Origin of the sequence: Agromyces sp. NPDC058126, from assembly GCF_042884595.1 — a bacterium.
Taxonomy (GTDB): domain Bacteria; phylum Actinomycetota; class Actinomycetes; order Actinomycetales; family Microbacteriaceae; genus Agromyces.
On sequence record NZ_JBHVTS010000001.1, the window covers coordinates 591,750 to 607,079 of the forward strand.

The following is a 15,330-nucleotide window of genomic DNA, read 5'->3' on the forward strand; positions in this document are numbered from 1 at the left end:
TGAAGGGAACCACATGCAGAACTCCGATGACCTGGTCGACGAGCGCGCGCGAGCGGGTGACGTCGGGGCGCAGGCCGAGCCTGCGCAGATCGACGTCGTTCCGGCCCGGCGGCGGTCCGCCGTTCGTCGTCTCCTCCGCCGCTTCGGCGGAGAGCGCGGGGCCGCCACCGCCGAGTACGCGGTCGCGACCATGGCCGCGGTCGGCTTCGCGGGCCTGCTCGTCGTCATCCTCCGCGGTGACGAGGTGCGCGGCATCCTCACCGATCTCGTGCGGAATGCGCTCACGGTGGGGTGACCGGGAGCGGGGCAGCGTGACGGCGGAGTTCGCCGTCGCGCTGCCGGCGATCGCGCTCGTGCTTGCCGGATGCCTCGCCTCGGTGCAGCTCGCGGCCCAGCAGGTGCGGCTCACCGACGCGGCCGCCGACGCCGCACGGGCACTCGGACGAGGCGAGTCGAGCGCCACCGCACAGGCGATCGCCGCGCGCGTGGCCGGCGCTGCGGCGCTCGCGGTCGCGGAGGAGGGGGAGTTCGTGTGCGCGCGGCTCACCGCCTCGGGTCCGGGGCTCCTGTCGGCCGTGCGCCTGAGTGCTGAGTCGTGCGCGGTCGGAGGCGGACGATGAACCGGCTCAGTCAACTACCGGATCGCCTCGACGGCCGAGGCGACGACCGTGGTGCCGCCTCGGTCGTCGCGCTCGGTCTCGTCGGTGCGATCATCGGGCTCACGGCGCTCCTCGTGCCGGTGCTCGGCGCCTTCGTGGGGTCGCAGCGCGCGGCGAACGCGGCCGACGCCGCCGCGCTCGCCGCCGCTGACGCGTCGAGCGGCGCCGTGCCGGGAACGCCCTGCGCGCTCGCCTCGGCGATCGCCGAGCGCAACGGCGTCGAACTCGTGTCGTGCGAGCTCGACGGCCCGGTCGCCGCGGTGTCGGTGCGCGTCGGGGTGCCGGGCTTCGCGCTCACGGCCGAGGCACGCGCCGGGCCTCCGGGCTGGCCGGGGTGAACCCGTCGCCGCGCGGCGACCCGGACCGATCAGTCGAAGACGGTCTCGATGAACCGGTAGTCGACCGCCGAGGGACGCGAGTCGCCCGGCGTCTCGAACTCGAGTCCGGCCGAGCGGGAGTAGACGTAGCGCTTGCCCGCATCGGCGTTGAGCTCGAGGCGGGGCCTGGGGTCGCCGGATTCGAGGAAGGCCGTCGCGACGGTCTTGCCCTCGAGCGGCCCGTCGATCAGCTTGGCCGTGTACGAGCCGTGAGATGACGTGTCCATGCGGCCATTCTCCTCCCGGCGTGCCGAAGCGCAAGAGGGTCGCGGCGAGTCGCGTCTCGACCACTGGACGCCGTGGAGTGGGCGTACTTCCGGCGAGGGTGTGTATCGTGTGGCTGTCGGCGGAGCGTTCCGCCGGCCATGGCACACCGCTCGGGGGCGCGGCATACATTGTGCGTTCTCGTCTCATTCGAACGGTCAGAAGGAGTCTGGTGTCAGGCGCGAAGAAGTTGGTCATCGTGGAGTCGCCGACCAAGATGAAGTCCATCGCCCAGTACTTGGGCGACGGGTACGAGGTGCTGTCCTCGGTCGGTCACATCCGCGATCTCATCGAGCCGAAGAACCTGCCCGCAGAGCTCAAGAAGGGCCCGCTCGGCAAGTTCTCGGTCGACGTCGACAACGGCTTCGAGCCGTACTACGTGGTCTCCGACTCGAAGAAGAAGACGGTCGCCGAACTCAAGCGCGCCCTGAAGAACGCCGATGAACTCCTGCTCGCCACCGATGAGGACCGCGAGGGCGAGGCCATCGCGTGGCATCTCCTGCAGGAGCTGAAGCCCAAGGTCCCCGTGCGCCGCATGGTCTTCCACGAGATCACGAAGGACGCCATCCAGAAGGCGAAGGACAACACCCGCGAGCTCGACACCGCGCTCGTCGACGCGCAGGAGACCCGCCGCATCCTCGACCGGCTCTACGGGTACGAGGTCTCGCCGGTGCTCTGGCGCAAGGTCGGCCCCGGCCTCTCCGCGGGCCGCGTGCAGTCCGCGGCCACGCGCCTCGTCGTCGACCGAGAGCGCGAGCGCCTCGCCTTCGTCGCGGCCGGCTACTGGGACCTGATCGGCACCTTCGCCACGGATGCCGCGGGCAGCGCGTTCGACGCGAAGCTCGTGCGCGTCGGCGGTGAGCGCATCGCGACCGGTCGCGACTTCGACGACTCCGGGAAGCTGACCTCGAAGGCCGTCGTCATCGACGAGGCGACCGCCGAGGCGCTGGCGTCGGCGCTCCGCGACGACACGGTCGCGCAGCGCGTCTCCAAGCTCGAGACGAAGCCGTACTCGCGCCGCCCGGCGGCGCCCTTCACCACCTCGACCCTGCAGCAGGAGGCCGCGCGCAAGCTCCGCCTCTCGGCGAAGGACACGATGCGCGTGGCGCAGTCGCTCTACGAGAACGGCTACATCACCTATATGCGCACCGACTCGAACTCGCTCTCGCAGCAGGCGATCTCGGCGGCGCGCGCCCAGGCAACCTCGCTCTACGGCGCCGACTCCGTGCCCGACAAGCCCCGCGTCTACGCCGGCAAGTCGAAGAACGCCCAGGAGGCGCACGAGGCCATCCGCCCCTCGGGCGAGGTGTTCCGCACGCCCGCCTCGCTCCAGGGGTCGCTGCGCGGGCGCGAGTTCGACCTCTACGACCTCATCTGGAAGCGCACCGTCGCCTCGCAGATGGCCGACGCGAAGGGCCAGACGGCCACCGTCACGATCGAGGTCGGCCCGACGAAGGCGGATGCCGCCGCCCCGGCCGCGCCGACGACGAAGATCGGCGGCACGATCGCCGAGTTCACCGCGAGCGGCACCGTGATCACCTTCCGCGGCTTCCTCGCCGCCTATGAAGAGGGACGCGACGAGGAGCGCAACCGCGACGACGCCTCGGGCGACGCCAAGCTCCCGCAGCTGGCCGAAGGGCAGCAGCTCGCGCTCGACCTGCTCGAGGCCAAGGGCCACGAGACGAGCCCGCCGCCGCGCTACACCGAGGCGAGCCTCGTCAAGCGCCTCGAGGAGCTCGGCATCGGCCGGCCCTCGACCTTCGCCTCGATCATCTCGACGATCATCGACCGCGGCTACGTCACGCAGCGCGGCCAGGCGCTCGTGCCGAGCTGGATCGCCTTCTCGGTCGTGCGCCTGCTCGAGGAGCACTTCGGCGACCTCGTCGAGTACGACTTCACGGCCGAGATGGAGGACGACCTCGACCACATCGCCGCGGGCGAGGCCGACCGGGTCGACTGGCTCTCGAGCTTCTACTTCGGCTCGGACAAGCACCGCGGGCTCCGTCAGGTCGTCGACAACCTCGGCGAGATCGACGCGCGCGAGATCAACTCGGTCGCGATCGCGCCCGACATCACGCTGCGGATCGGCAAGTACGGCCCCTACCTCGAGACGATCGACCCCGACGCCGCCCCCTCCGCGACCGGAGAGCCGACGCCGCGCCGGGTGAACCTGCCCGAGGGGCTCGCGCCCGACGAGCTCACCGAGGCGAAGGCCCGAGAACTCATCGAGGCGCCCGTGCAGGGCGACCGCGTGCTGGGCGTGAACCCCGCGAACGGCAAGCAGATCGTCGCGAAGGACGGCCGCTTCGGACCGTACGTGACCGAGCTCGAGCCCGAGCCCGAGCCCGAGGCGGCGGCGACCGTCGACACCGCGACCGGCGAGGTCGTCGAGGCGCCGAAGCCGAAGCGCGGCGCGAAGAAGGCCGCCGCCCCGAAGCCGCGCACGGCGTCGCTGTTCAAGAGCATGCACCCCGAGGAGATCGACCTCGAGACGGCGTTGAAGCTGCTCGACCTGCCCCGCGTCGTCGGCGCCGACCCCGAGTCGGGCGTCGAGATCACGGCGCAGAACGGTCGCTACGGCCCGTACCTCAAGAAGGACGCCGACACCCGCACGCTCCCCAGCGAGGACGCGATCTTCGACATCGACCTCGCCGGCGCGCTCGAGCTGTTCGCCCAGCCGAAGTACGGCGCCCGCCGCGCGTCGAGCGCCTTGAAGGAGTTCGACAACGACCCGGTGAGCGGCAAGCCGATCAAGGTGAAGGACGGCCGCTTCGGACCGTACGTCACCGACGGCACGACGAACGCGACGATCCCGCGCGCCGAGTCCGTCGAGGACATCACCTTCGAGCGCGCGGTCGAGCTGCTGCAGATCAAGCGCGACAAGGGCCCGGCCGCACCGCGCAAGAAGGCGCCCGCCAAGAAGCCGGCCGCGAAGAAGCCGGCGTCGAAGAAGTGAGCGGTTCGGGTCTGTTCATCACCCTCGAGGGGGGCGACGGCTCGGGCAAGACCACGCAGGCCGAACTGCTCGGCGAGTGGCTGACCGGGCAGGGGCGCACCGTCGTGCGCACCCGCGAACCGGGCGGCACCGAGGTCGGCGTCGAGGTGCGCGAGATCGTGCTGCACCACCGCGGCGACATCGCGCCGCGCGCCGAGGCGCTGCTCTACGCGGCCGACCGTGCGCATCACGTCGCGACGGTCGTGCGGCCGGCGCTCGAACGCGGCGACGTCGTCCTCCAGGACAGGTACATCGACTCCTCGGTGGCCTACCAGGGGGCCGGGCGCGTGCTCGACCCCGAGGCCGTGCGCGGGATCTCCGAGTGGGCGACCGAGGGGCTCGTGCCCGACCTCACCGTGCTGCTCGACCTCGACGCCGCGGCGGCCCGGGGCCGTCTCGACGAGGCGCGCACGCGGTACGACCGGCTCGAGGCCGAGGCCGCCGAGTTCCACGACCGGGTGCGCACCGCCTATCTCGGACTCGCCGAGGCCGAACCCGGGCGATTCCTCGTCGTCGACGCGGCGCAGCCGGTCGAGGCGATCGCGCTCGCGATCCGCGAGCGGGTCGGCGCACTCCTGGGCGACCGCTGAATCCGCCGTCGGCGGCGGAAGGTAGCGTGGAGCCGTGAGCGTGTGGAGCGAGCTGACCGGGCAGGACGCGGCGATCGCCGTGTTCCGCGCCGCGGCCGAGGCCGCGCGCGGCGGCGGCACCGAGGCATCCGCCGGCGGTTCGCAGCAGATGACGCACTCGTGGCTCGTGACCGGCCCACCGGGCTCGGGGCGCTCCAATCTCGCCTACGCCTTCGCGACGGCGCTGATCTCGGGCGACCCCGACGGCGACGAGACGACGCGGATCCAGGTCGACGCGCGCAGCCACCCCGACCTGCACGTGCTCGCGACCGAGGGCGTGATCATCAAGCGCGACGACGTGCGCGACATCGTGAAGCGCTCGCACTACGCGCCCTCGATCGGCCGGCATCGCGTGATCATCGTCGAAGACGCCGATCGCATGACCGAGCAGACCTCGAACTTCCTCCTCAAGGAGCTCGAAGAGCCGCCCGAGCGCACCGTCTGGATCCTCTGCGCGCCGAGCGAGGCCGACCTCATCCCGACGATCCGTTCGCGGGTTCGCTCGGTGCGCCTCCAGGTGCCGAGCGTGGCCGACGTGGCCGAGCTCCTCGTGCGCCGTGACGGCGTCGACGCCGAGCTCGCCGAACGCGCGGCTCGCGAGGCGCAGAGCCACATCGGCATGGCGCACCGGCTCGCCACCAACGCCGAGGCGCGCGAGCGCCGGGCCGAGACGCTCCAGCTCGCGCTGCGGGTGCGCTCGACGGCGACCGCGGTGATGACGGCGGCGCGGTATCTCGAGATCGCCGGCGACGACGCGAAGGCGATCACCGAGCTCCGCGACGCCGAGGAGCGCGAGCACGCGCTGCACTCGCTCGGCATCGCCCCCGGGCAGGCGGTGCCGCCGGCGCTCCGGCCGCAGATCAAGGCCCTCGAAGACGATCAGAAGCGCCGGGCGACCCGGAGCCTCCGCGACGGCATCGACCGGATCCTCGTCGATCTGGCGTCGCTCTACCGCGACATCCTGCTCGTGCAACTGGCCGCGGAGGTCCCGCTCGTCAATCGCGAGCTGCTGCCGGGCATCGAGCTGGCCGCCGCGGCGGCGACGCCCGCGCGGACGCTCGCGACGCTCGACGCCATCCAGACCGCGCGCACGCGCATCGAGGGCAACGTGCAGCCCGCCCTCGCGCTCGAGGCGATGCTCGTCTCCGCCGTCCGAGCCAACGACCACGAACGAGGAGCCGCATGAGCGCACCGAGCACCGTCCGACGATCGCAGGATCGTGAGCCGAGGGGGCGGAGGCCGCGGGGCCGTCGCTTCGCGGCGGTCGGCGTCGCGCTCGTCGCCGTGCTCGCGCTGAGCGGGTGCGTGCCCTCGTTCCTCGAGCCGTCGGCGCCGGTGTCGACCCCCACCGGCGAAGAGGTCTCGGCCGAGCTCGAGCCGTTCTACACGCAGGTGCTCGAGTGGGAGCGCTGCGGCGACGGCATGGGCTGCACCACCGCGAAGGCGCCGCTCGACTGGAACGACCCTTCGGCGGGCGAGATCGACCTCGCCCTCGTGCGTCACGTGGCGAGCGGCGAGAAGGTCGGGTCGCTGCTCGTGAACCCCGGCGGCCCCGGCGGCTCGGGCTACGACTTCGTGCTCGACTCCCTCGACTACGCCGTCGGCGAGCCCCTGCAGGAGCGCTTCGACATCGTCGGCTTCGACCCGCGCGGGGTCGGCCGCTCCTCGGCGGTCGCCTGCTACGACGCCGCCGAGATGGACGACTACCTCTACGGCATCGTGCCCGCGGAGCGCGGCAGCGACGAGTGGATCGAGGCCGTCGGCAGTGCCGCGGCCGACTTCGGAGCGGCCTGCGACGAGAACACCGGCGCCCTCCTGCCGAACGTCGACACCGAGAGTGCCGCCCGCGACATGGACCTGCTGCGTGCGGTCCTCGGCGACGAGCAGTTGAACTACCTCGGCTTCTCGTACGGCACCTTCCTCGGGGCGACCTACGCCGAGCTCTACCCCGAGAAGGTCGGTCGGCTCGTGCTCGACGGCGCGATCGACCCGTCGGCGAGCGACTTCGAGGTCTCGAAGGCGCAGTCCGTCGGGTTCGAGCGAGCGCTCGACGCCTACCTGGAAGACTGCCTCGCCTCGGACGACTGCCCGTTCGACGGCACCGTCGACGCGTCGCGCGACGAGATCGGGCGCCTGCTCGCCTCGGTCGACCAGAGCCCCCTGCGCGGCAGCGACGGGCGGATGGTGGGCGCCGACACGCTCCTGACGGCGATCATCTACCCGCTCTACAGTGCCGACTCGTGGCCGTACCTCAGCGACATGCTCGAGGCCACGATGCTCGGCGACGCCGATCCCGCGCTCGCCTTCGCCGACGGCTACAACGGTCGCAACCCCGACGGCACGTACCTCGACAACTCGACCGAGGCCTTCCGGGCCATCAACTGCCTCGACTACACCTACCAGTCAGACGTGGCCGTGATGCGCGAGAAGGCCGAGGCGATCGCCGAGGCCGCCCCGACGATCGGCCCGTACATGGGCTACGGCGACCTCAGCTGCGTCAACTGGCCGTACCAGTCCGACCGCGAGCGGGCCGAGATCCACGCAGAGGGCGCTGCGCCGATCATGGTCGTCGGCACCACCGGCGACCCGGCGACCCCGTACGAGTGGGCGGTCGCCCTCGCCGACCAGCTTGAGAGCGGCGTGGTCGTGAGCTACGAGGGCGAGGGGCACACTGCCTACAACAAGTCGAACTCCTGCGTGAACGGCGCGGTTGAGAGCTATCTCATCGACGGGACGGTGCCGGCGAGCGACCCCGAGTGCTGATCGGGTGCGGATGTCGCGCGGCGAGCGCCGCGAGGCATCCGCACCGCTGACCGGAGTGGTCATCAGGAGGCTCGCGCATCCGCTACTATTGACTCTCGTGCCAGTCGGTGCGCCTCGCGCGCCGGTCGTCACGCCGCCTTAGCTCAGTCGGCAGAGCGTCTCACTCGTAATGAGAAGGTCGTGGGTTCGATTCCCACAGGCGGCTCCGACACGAAGCCCGGAACTCCGCAGATCTCGCGGGGTTCCGGGCTTCTCCGTTTGTCCGGGTCGCCGGGTCGTCGGATCGTCTCCGACGGGCGATGTCGATCAGGCTCGTTCGATCGCGAGCCACAATTCGCAGGTGGCCGTGCTGAAGTCGGGGGCGCGGTCGAGGATCGCCACGATCGAGGGACCGGGACGCAGCCGCCAGGGATTGGACGGGAACCACTCCGTCGCGGTGGCCGCCCATGCCGACTGCAGCGCTCCCGGATACTCCCCTTCGGTGCGGAACACCGCCCAGCTGCCGGCGGGCACGTCGATCACGTCCAGATCCTCCGGCACGTGCGTCCCGTCGGTGATGGCGACCCCGTGGAGGTACGTCAGTTCGCTGCCCTCCGCGTAATCGGGATCGACGTCGTCGCTCACCTGGAGCAGGCCCGCGGGCTCGCCGTCGCCCAGGTCTCTCAGCCGGGAGTGCTCCGATGCCGGCAGCGCGGCGATGTGGGCCTGGATGTGCGGATTGGCGCCGTGGTGGATGAGCGGCACACGTGCTGCGTGGCCGACGAGCCGGAATGCCGGTCGATCTGCGATGCGAGTGTCCATGGTGATGTTCCCTTCGACGGTCAGGCGGAACCTGAGTTGCGGTTGCGTTCGAAGGGGGCCGCCGTCCCGCCGCACGTCGCCGGGGCCGACGCCGTGCACCGATCGGAACGCTCGGCCGAACGCCTCGGTCGAGCCGTAGCCGTAGCGCACGGCGATGCCCAGCAGCTCGCCGCCTCCGATGACGTCCGCCGCGGCGGCCGTCATCCGGCGGCGCCGAACGTACTCGGAGAGCGGCATGCCGGCCAACGACGAGAACATCCGGCGGAGGTGGTACTCGGTCGTGCCGAAGCCCGTCGCCAGCGCGGTCACGTCGAGGTCGTCGGTGAGACGATCCTCGACGTACGCGACGAGACGGTTCAGTTCTGCGATCATGGTGCTCCCTTCGTCGTCCAGCCTCGCTCGCCGCGACGATCGGCACCCTACTCTTGCGGTCCGATCGAGTCGGAATCGTCGAGGTGCCGGATATGCGAAGGGCCCGGGTCTCCCCAGGCCCTTCGTCGTTCCCGTCTCGAGTCGTCAGCCGAGCGCCGGGCCGAGGAGCGTCGCGTAGTTCGCGTATCCCGTCGAGTTCGGGTGGAACGCCGCGGTGGTGTTGAAGATGCTGAACGCGTTGATCCACGGCGTCGAACTGCCGATGCCGTGTCCGGCGAAGGCCGCCTCCACGTCGACGAAGGTCGCGCCGTTGGCGACCGCGGCCGCCTCGACCTGGTCGTTCAGTGCGCTCGTGTCGGCGTTGACGCGGGCGGCGTAGGCATACCGTGACGGCAGCTGGAACAGCTGCGGGTAGCCGGCGACGACGATCTTCGCCTGGGCGCCGACCTTCGCGCGGATGGCCTGCACCAGCGAGGCGACCCGGTTGTAGATCGTGCCGTCGCCCACCATGGTCTCCGCCGTCACGAGCCGCGACTCGCAGCTCGTGGTGGAGACGAACACGAAGCAGTTCTGCATCACCGACGCGAACCCGACGTCGTTGCCGCCGACGGTCAGCGACACGCGCTGCGTGCCCGCGGGGATCGACGGCACCTGCGACGCGAGGGTCTCGACGGTCGAGGCTCCGGCGCAGGCCGGGAAGGCGGTGAGCTTCAGCTTCGCCGTCGCATCGAGACGCTGCGGGTAGCTGTTCCTGCTGCGGTAGCAGCTCGTGTCGAGATAACTCCCGCCGCCCTGCCCCGCTGCGAACGAGTCGCCGAGCGCGACGTACGCGAGCTCGCTCGAGCCGCCGCCTGGCTTCCCCGGCCCCTTCGCGGCGAACGCGGGCGACGCGCCGGTCAGCGCAAGGGCCGCGACGGCGACGGCCGCGACCGCCGCGGCCAGCGTCCTGCGCGCGCTCACGGCGCCACGGCCAGGTAGGCGTCGTGCACGAGGCCGGTGTACGCGGCGTAGCCCGCGGCGTTCGGATGGAGGAACGTGACGGGATCGGCCGCGTTCGAACCGAGCCAGGGATCGGCACTGACCGCGCTGTGGCCGGCGAAGGCCGCGGTCACGTCGACGTAGGTGGCGGGCACCCCACCGAGGCCGGCGGCTGCGGCGACGGCTCCGGCGATCTGCGCGTCGAGCGCCGCGGCGGCCTGGTCGATCACGCCGAGGAATCCTGGTGTCGCGCCGCCGAACGGCAGCGGATACCCGGTGACGAGGATCTGCGCACGCGGCGACCGCTCGTGCGTCGCGATGAGCAGTGCGGTCAGGCGCTCGCCGATGACGCCGGATTCGAGGGTCTGCTGGGCGGCCCCCACGGCGGCCGCGCAGGGCAGCGTGTTCGGATCGGGGAAGCACGCCGCGTAGACCCCGCCGATGTCGAGGTCGCCGGCGCCTGCCGTGATCGTGATGAGGGTCGTTCCGCGGTTGACCTGGTCGAGCTGGCCGGCGGCGACCTCGCTCACAGTGGCGCCGCTGCAGCCCGCGTTCCGCAGGAGGTTGATGCGGGGGATGGCGTCGAGGCCGTTCGCGTAGCCGGCGCCGGTGCGGAGGCAGGCGTCGAGCGGCGTGCCCGCGCCCTGGCCTGCGGCGATCGAGTCGCCCAGTGCGACGTACTTCGCGACGGCGGTCTGCGGTGGCGCTGCCTGGGCGGGCAGCGCGATCCCGATCGGGATCGCGAGGAGGACGACTGCGGACGCCGCGGCGACGATGCCGTTGCGGGCCCTTCGGGTGAAAAGAGCGCTCATGGCCCAACGCTAGGCCTGAATTGAGGATTCCACAGTAACCAGATCTGGGGGTGGAAGCGGGGAACTCGCCGTATCCTTGCCGGATGACCGAATCTCTGCGCTGGGGCATCCTCGCGACCGGCGGCATCGCTCGCCTCTTCGTCAACGACCTGAAGCTCAACGGATTCGATGTGCGGGCCGTGGGCTCGCGCAACGAGGCCTCCGCCGCACGCTTCGCCGAGGAGTTCGGCATCCCGCGGGTGCACGGCAGCTACGAATCGCTCGTCGCCGATCCCGAGGTCGACGTCGTCTACGTCGCCACTCCGCACCCGATGCACGCGGCGAACGCCGTGCTCGCCCTCGAGGCCGGCAAGCACGTGCTCGTCGAGAAGGCCCTCACACTGAACGCCCGAGAGGCCAAGCAGATCGCCGAGGTCGCCGAGGCTCGCGGGCTCCTCGCCCTCGAGGCGATGTGGACCCGTTACCTCCCGCACATGGTGCGGATCCGCGAGCTCGTCGCGACGGGCGCGATCGGTGAGCCGCGCACGCTGATCGCCGATCACACGCAGCTGCTCCCCGAGGACCCGGCCCACCGGCTCAACGCGCTCGAGCTCGGCGGCGGGGCGCTCCTCGACCTCGGCATCTACCCGATCTCGTTCGCCTGGGACCTCTTCGGCGCCCCCGCCGACGTCCGGTCGTCGGCGACGTTCAAGCCGACCGGCGCCGACGCGCAGGTCGCGACGATCTTCACCTACGGCGACGGCCGCATCGCCTCCACGCTCTCCGCGTCGAACACCCGCGGGCCGAACACGGCGATGGTGCTCGGCACCGAGGCGCGCATCGAGATCGACCCGATCTGGTACGCGCCGACGACCTTCCGCCTGGTCCGTCCCGACGGCGAGGTCGTCGAGGAGTACGTCTCCGAGGTACACGGCCGGGGCATGCACTACCAGGCGGCCGCACTCGAGCGACTCGTCGCCGAGGGACGCACCGACGGCGGAGACATCCTGCCGACCCGGCAGAGCGTCGCGATCATGGAGACGCTCGACCTGATCCGCGAGCAGATCGGCCTCCGCTACCCGGGCGAGTGAGCGCCGATCGGGGATCACCCTGATCCGACCCCGAATCATCCTCTGGACGGATGGTGCGGGGCTCCGGCGCGCCGATAGGCTCGCCGGAGCGCCGCCCTGCCGACGCGTCCGAGACCCGCTCGAGCGACCGTCCGACGCGGGGTTCGGCGCACCGACCCGAAGGAGTTCCCCGTGCCCGCACGCCGCCCCGTCCTCGGCTTCACCGCCCTCGCCGCCGTCACGGTGCTCGCGCTCGCGGGCTGCGCCGGCGGGCCCGCCGGCGGTGCGGAGAAGCTCAGCTACGAGGACAGCCCGCTCACGAAGTACCTCGAGCCGGTCAACGGCACGTGGGACGAGGAGCGGATGATCGCCGAGCAGAAGAAGGCCGAGGAGTTCAAGGCCGAGTGCATGGCCGAGGAGGGCTTCGAGTACACCCCCATCGACCAGTCGCAGAACATGGGCTTCATGGACGAGGACGAGATGGCCGAGCGCGAGACCGAGGAATGGGTCGCCGCGAACGGCTGGGGGATGATCCAGACGCAGGAGGAGATGGAGGCCCAGCAGGAGGAGGCCGAGGAGTACGTCGACCCGAACCAGCCCTATGTCGAGTCGCTCTCGCCCAGCGAGCAGGAGGCCTACTACGCCACCCTCTACGGCGTGCCGCCGACCGAGGAGGAGATGAACGAGGACGGCTCCTACGAGTACAACTGGGAGACCGCGGGCTGCGAAGGCGCGGCGCAGCACGAGATCCAGGGAGAGAACTACTGGGAGGACGAGGAGTTCACCGACCTCACCGAGGCGATGGGCGCCCTGTGGGAGGGGCTCGCGAAGCAGCCCGACATGCTCGCGCTCGACGAGAAGTGGGCGGCCTGCATGGCCGACGCCGAGTACCCCGACCTGAAGACCCGCAGCGACGCCCAGACCTCGATCATGGACGAGCAGAACGCCTTCTACGAGGGTGAGAACCCCGAGGGCCCGAGCGACGAGCAGCTCGCCGAGCTGAAGCAGCAGGAGATCGACATCGCCGTCGCCGACTTCCGCTGCGCGGAGAAGTTCGACTACCAGAACACGCAGCTGAAGGCGCAGTTCGCGCTGGAGGAGCAGTTCATCGAGGACAACAAGTCCGAGCTCGACGCGCTGCTCGCCGCGTACAGCAAGGGCGACGAGTGATCCGCAGGCGGCGCGCGGGCGGGGCCGGCGAGTCGGGCGGCGCCGGCGAGGCGGGCGCGACGGGCGAGGCGGGCGAGGCGGGCACTGCCGGCGAGAACGCGGCGTCGGATGCCCCGCGCAGCGAGTTCGACGAGCTCGTCGCCGCCGAGGCGTCGACCCCGACCGACGCCGCGCCGGCCGAACCCGTCGACCCCGCGGTTCAGGGGTGGCGGCGCGTGCTGCGCGGCAACCGGGTGCTCTGGGTGCTCGCGGCGGTCGCGATCGCGTCGCTCGTCGCCGGCGTCGGGCTGAGCTTCCTCATCGTCTCCCCGGGGCAGGCGGCCGCCGATGCGTCGGCTCCCGACGCCGGACCGATCACCGTGCCGGTCGAGCTGCGCTCGCTCTCGAACGACGTCACCATCCGCGGCGACGCGGCGTTCGCCGACTCCGTCGAGGTGAAGCTCGAGACGGGCGATCTCGGCGGCCCCGCGGTCGTCACGGGTCGCGTGCCCGAGGTGGGTGCGACGCTCGGTCCTGCGGCGGTCGCACTCGAGGTCACCGGTCGCCCGGTCATCGTGCTGCCGGGCGAACTGCCGGGCTACCGCACCCTTCGGGCCGGGCTCTCGGGGCCCGACGTGACGCAGCTCAAGCAGGCGCTGCGCGCCGTCGGCATCGACCCCGGCGACGTCGGCTCCGACGCCTACGACTCGGCGACCGCGGCCGGCGTGGCGGCCCTCTACGAGAAGGTCGGTTATCCGCTGCCCGAGGCGCCCGAAGGCACTGCCGACACCGTGCGCTCGGCGCGGGAGGCCGTGAACGGCGCCGAGGAGTCGGTCGCCTCCGCCGAACGGGCGCTCGCCGCGGCCGGGTCCGGCCCGAGCTCCGTCGAGCGCGTCCAGCTCGACAACGCGGTGCGCGCCGCCGAGCGCGCGCTCGCCGCCGCCAAGGCCCAGGGCGACGCCGTCGCGATCGGCGACGCTGAGGATGCGCTGAAGCTCGCCCGCGTCGAGCGGGACGCCGGACTCGCGCCGAAGGACGCGAGCGCCGAACGGGCGGCCCTCGATTCGGCCCGCTCGCAGCTCGACGACGCCTACGAGCTCCTCGCGGAGGCCGAGACCGGCACCCTCGCCTTCCTCCCGGTGAGCGAGGTGCTCTACCTCCAGGACCTCCCGCGCCGCGTCGACGAGGTCATGGTCGAGCGCGGCACCATCGTGCAGTCCGCGGCGATGCTCGTCTCGGGGGCGACCCTCGCGATCAACGCCTCCGCGGCCGAGAGCGACGCGAAGCTGCTGAAGGTCGGCGACGTCGCGACCCTCGCGATGCCCGACGGCTCCGAGCTCGCGGCCGCGATCACCTCCGTCGAACCGCGCAAGGCCGAAGGCGGCGAGGCCGCCGAGTCGGGGCCGCGCTACGACGTGGTGCTCGCACCTGTCAAGCCCACCGACGCGCAGGTCGAGGCGCTGCGCGGGCAGAACGTGCGCGTGAAGATCTCGATCGGCGCGACCGAGGGCGATGTGCTCGCGGTGCCGCTCGCGGCGCTCACCGCGGGGCCCGGCGGCGAATCGCGCGTCGAGGTGCAGGACGGCGACGAGACCCGGCTCGTCGAAGTCGAGACCGGCCTCGCCGCCGAGGGATTCGTCGAGATCACCGGTGAGATCGCCGAGGGCGACCTCGTCGTGGTGGGCCGATGAGCCAGGCCCCCGTGGTCGAGCTCATCGATGTCACCCGCTCCTTCCCCGGTCCGCCAGAGGTGCAGGCGCTGAAGGGCGTCAACCTCTCGATCGGGCGGGGCGACTACCTCTCGATCGTCGGACCGAGCGGTTCGGGCAAGTCGACGCTGCTCAACGTGCTGGGCCTCCTCGACCGGCCGACGGTCGGCGAGTACCGGCTCGGCGGCGTGCTCACCGCCGCGCTCGACGAGGAGGCGCGCGCGGGCCTGCGCGCGCAGACGATCGGGTTCGTGTTCCAGGCCTTCCACCTGCTGCCGCGTCGCACCGTGCTCGACAACGTGCTGCTCGCCACCCTGTACAGCGGCGTACCGCGACGCGAACGGATGCCCCGGGCGAAGGCCGCACTCGACCGGGTCGGCCTCGCGCATCGCATGGACTTCCTGCCGACGACCCTCTCGGGCGGCGAGCGGCAGCGCGTCGCCGTGGCCCGGGCCGTGATGGCCTCGCCCGAGCTCATCCTCGCCGACGAGCCCACGGGCAACCTCGACCAGCAGACCTCCGGAGAGGTGATGGACCTCTTCGAGGAGCTCAATGCCGACGGGTTGAGCCTCGTCGTCATCACGCACGACCAGCACGTCGCCGACCGGGCGCGACGGAGCATCCGCATCGCCGACGGGCGGGTGAGCGAGCTGTGAGGGGATCGATCCTCCGGCGCTTCCGCCGCGGTGCGTCGACCGACGTCGCGAACGACGGCGCGATCGTCGACGGCACGACCGTCGTCGGCGCGAGCGTCGACGGCGCGAGCGAGTCCG

General features: G+C 71.6%; 15 protein-coding genes and 1 tRNA gene. 12 read left to right on the plus strand and 4 right to left on the minus strand.

All coding sequences use genetic code 11. From position 1 onward, the window contains the following. Positions 1–88 precede the first annotated feature (88 nt). Genes ACFVTR_RS02720 through ACFVTR_RS02730 form a run of 3 tightly spaced genes read left to right on the plus strand, consistent with a single transcriptional unit; the run spans position 89 to position 997 of the window. Positions 89–295 (plus strand): DUF4244 domain-containing protein, encoded by a 207-nt coding sequence (locus ACFVTR_RS02720; RefSeq protein ID WP_387035369.1) that lies wholly within the window; start codon positions 89–91, stop codon positions 293–295. A gap of 16 nt (positions 296–311) precedes the next feature. Then, the gene (locus tag ACFVTR_RS02725; protein WP_387034509.1) at positions 312–620 is read left to right on the plus strand and encodes a TadE family type IV pilus minor pilin; all 309 of its coding nucleotides are present in this window, start codon (positions 312–314) and stop codon (positions 618–620) included. Next, positions 617–997 (plus strand): Rv3654c family TadE-like protein, encoded by a 381-nt coding sequence (locus ACFVTR_RS02730; protein ID WP_387034511.1) that lies wholly within the window; start codon positions 617–619, stop codon positions 995–997. Before ACFVTR_RS02725 ends, ACFVTR_RS02730 begins: the two co-directional genes overlap by 4 nt. A 29-nt stretch (positions 998–1,026) precedes the next feature. Here ACFVTR_RS02730 and ACFVTR_RS02735 read toward each other — a convergent pair whose 3' ends face one another. Further along, positions 1,027–1,263 carry a hypothetical protein gene (locus tag ACFVTR_RS02735; protein ID WP_387034513.1) on the minus strand — a complete coding sequence of 79 codons (237 nt, stop codon included), beginning with the start codon at positions 1,261–1,263 and terminating at the stop codon, positions 1,027–1,029. A 209-nt stretch (positions 1,264–1,472) separates the two neighbouring features. Between ACFVTR_RS02735 and topA the strand changes: the two genes are divergently transcribed. From topA to ACFVTR_RS02760, 5 genes are all read left to right on the plus strand, one after another. Then, positions 1,473–4,256: a type I DNA topoisomerase gene (gene topA, locus ACFVTR_RS02740; RefSeq protein WP_387034515.1), complete on the plus strand. Its 2,784-nt coding sequence runs from the start codon at positions 1,473–1,475 to the stop codon at positions 4,254–4,256. After that, positions 4,253–4,885 carry a dTMP kinase gene (gene tmk, locus ACFVTR_RS02745; RefSeq protein ID WP_376941198.1) on the plus strand — a complete coding sequence of 211 codons (633 nt, stop codon included), beginning with the start codon at positions 4,253–4,255 and terminating at the stop codon, positions 4,883–4,885. The genes topA and tmk overlap by 4 nt, the downstream gene beginning before the upstream one ends. 34 nt (positions 4,886–4,919) lie before the next feature. Continuing rightward, positions 4,920–6,110, plus strand: a complete 1,191-nt coding sequence (locus ACFVTR_RS02750; protein WP_387034517.1) for a DNA polymerase III subunit delta' — start codon at positions 4,920–4,922, stop codon at positions 6,108–6,110. Continuing rightward, positions 6,107–7,687: an alpha/beta hydrolase gene (locus tag ACFVTR_RS02755; protein WP_387034518.1), complete on the plus strand. Its 1,581-nt coding sequence runs from the start codon at positions 6,107–6,109 to the stop codon at positions 7,685–7,687. Before ACFVTR_RS02750 ends, ACFVTR_RS02755 begins: the two co-directional genes overlap by 4 nt. Positions 7,688–7,819: 132 nt before the next feature. Then, positions 7,820–7,892: transfer RNA gene (locus tag ACFVTR_RS02760), tRNA-Thr, on the plus strand. Between the two features lie 101 nt (positions 7,893–7,993). Here ACFVTR_RS02760 and ACFVTR_RS02765 read toward each other — a convergent pair. The 3 genes from ACFVTR_RS02765 to ACFVTR_RS02775 all read right to left on the minus strand — a co-directional run bounded on the left by ACFVTR_RS02765 (position 7,994) and on the right by ACFVTR_RS02775 (position 10,650). After that, the gene (locus ACFVTR_RS02765; protein ID WP_387034520.1) at positions 7,994–8,860 is read right to left on the minus strand and encodes a GyrI-like domain-containing protein; all 867 of its coding nucleotides are present in this window, start codon (positions 8,858–8,860) and stop codon (positions 7,994–7,996) included. A 144-nt stretch (positions 8,861–9,004) separates the two neighbouring features. Beyond that, positions 9,005–9,820, minus strand: coding sequence for an SGNH/GDSL hydrolase family protein (locus ACFVTR_RS02770; protein WP_387034522.1), 816 nt, complete (start codon positions 9,818–9,820; stop codon positions 9,005–9,007). Beyond that, complete coding sequence (locus ACFVTR_RS02775) at positions 9,817–10,650, minus strand: GDSL-type esterase/lipase family protein (RefSeq protein WP_387034524.1); 834 nt, start codon at positions 10,648–10,650, stop codon at positions 9,817–9,819. Before ACFVTR_RS02775 ends, ACFVTR_RS02770 begins: the two co-directional genes overlap by 4 nt. An 83-nt stretch (positions 10,651–10,733) precedes the next feature. Here ACFVTR_RS02775 and ACFVTR_RS02780 point away from each other — a divergent pair, with 83 nt between their 5' ends. From ACFVTR_RS02780 to ACFVTR_RS02795, 4 genes are all read left to right on the plus strand, one after another. Then, positions 10,734–11,720, plus strand: a complete 987-nt coding sequence (locus ACFVTR_RS02780; RefSeq protein WP_387034526.1) for a Gfo/Idh/MocA family protein — start codon at positions 10,734–10,736, stop codon at positions 11,718–11,720. Between the two features lie 171 nt (positions 11,721–11,891). Beyond that, the gene (locus ACFVTR_RS02785) at positions 11,892–12,869 is read left to right on the plus strand and encodes a hypothetical protein (RefSeq protein WP_387034528.1); all 978 of its coding nucleotides are present in this window, start codon (positions 11,892–11,894) and stop codon (positions 12,867–12,869) included. Further along, positions 12,866–14,539, plus strand: a complete 1,674-nt coding sequence (locus tag ACFVTR_RS02790; RefSeq protein WP_387034530.1) for a hypothetical protein — start codon at positions 12,866–12,868, stop codon at positions 14,537–14,539. Before ACFVTR_RS02785 ends, ACFVTR_RS02790 begins: the two co-directional genes overlap by 4 nt. Next, positions 14,536–15,213: an ABC transporter ATP-binding protein gene (locus ACFVTR_RS02795; protein WP_376941189.1), complete on the plus strand. Its 678-nt coding sequence runs from the start codon at positions 14,536–14,538 to the stop codon at positions 15,211–15,213. Before ACFVTR_RS02790 ends, ACFVTR_RS02795 begins: the two co-directional genes overlap by 4 nt. Positions 15,214–15,330: the final 117 nt, after the last annotated feature.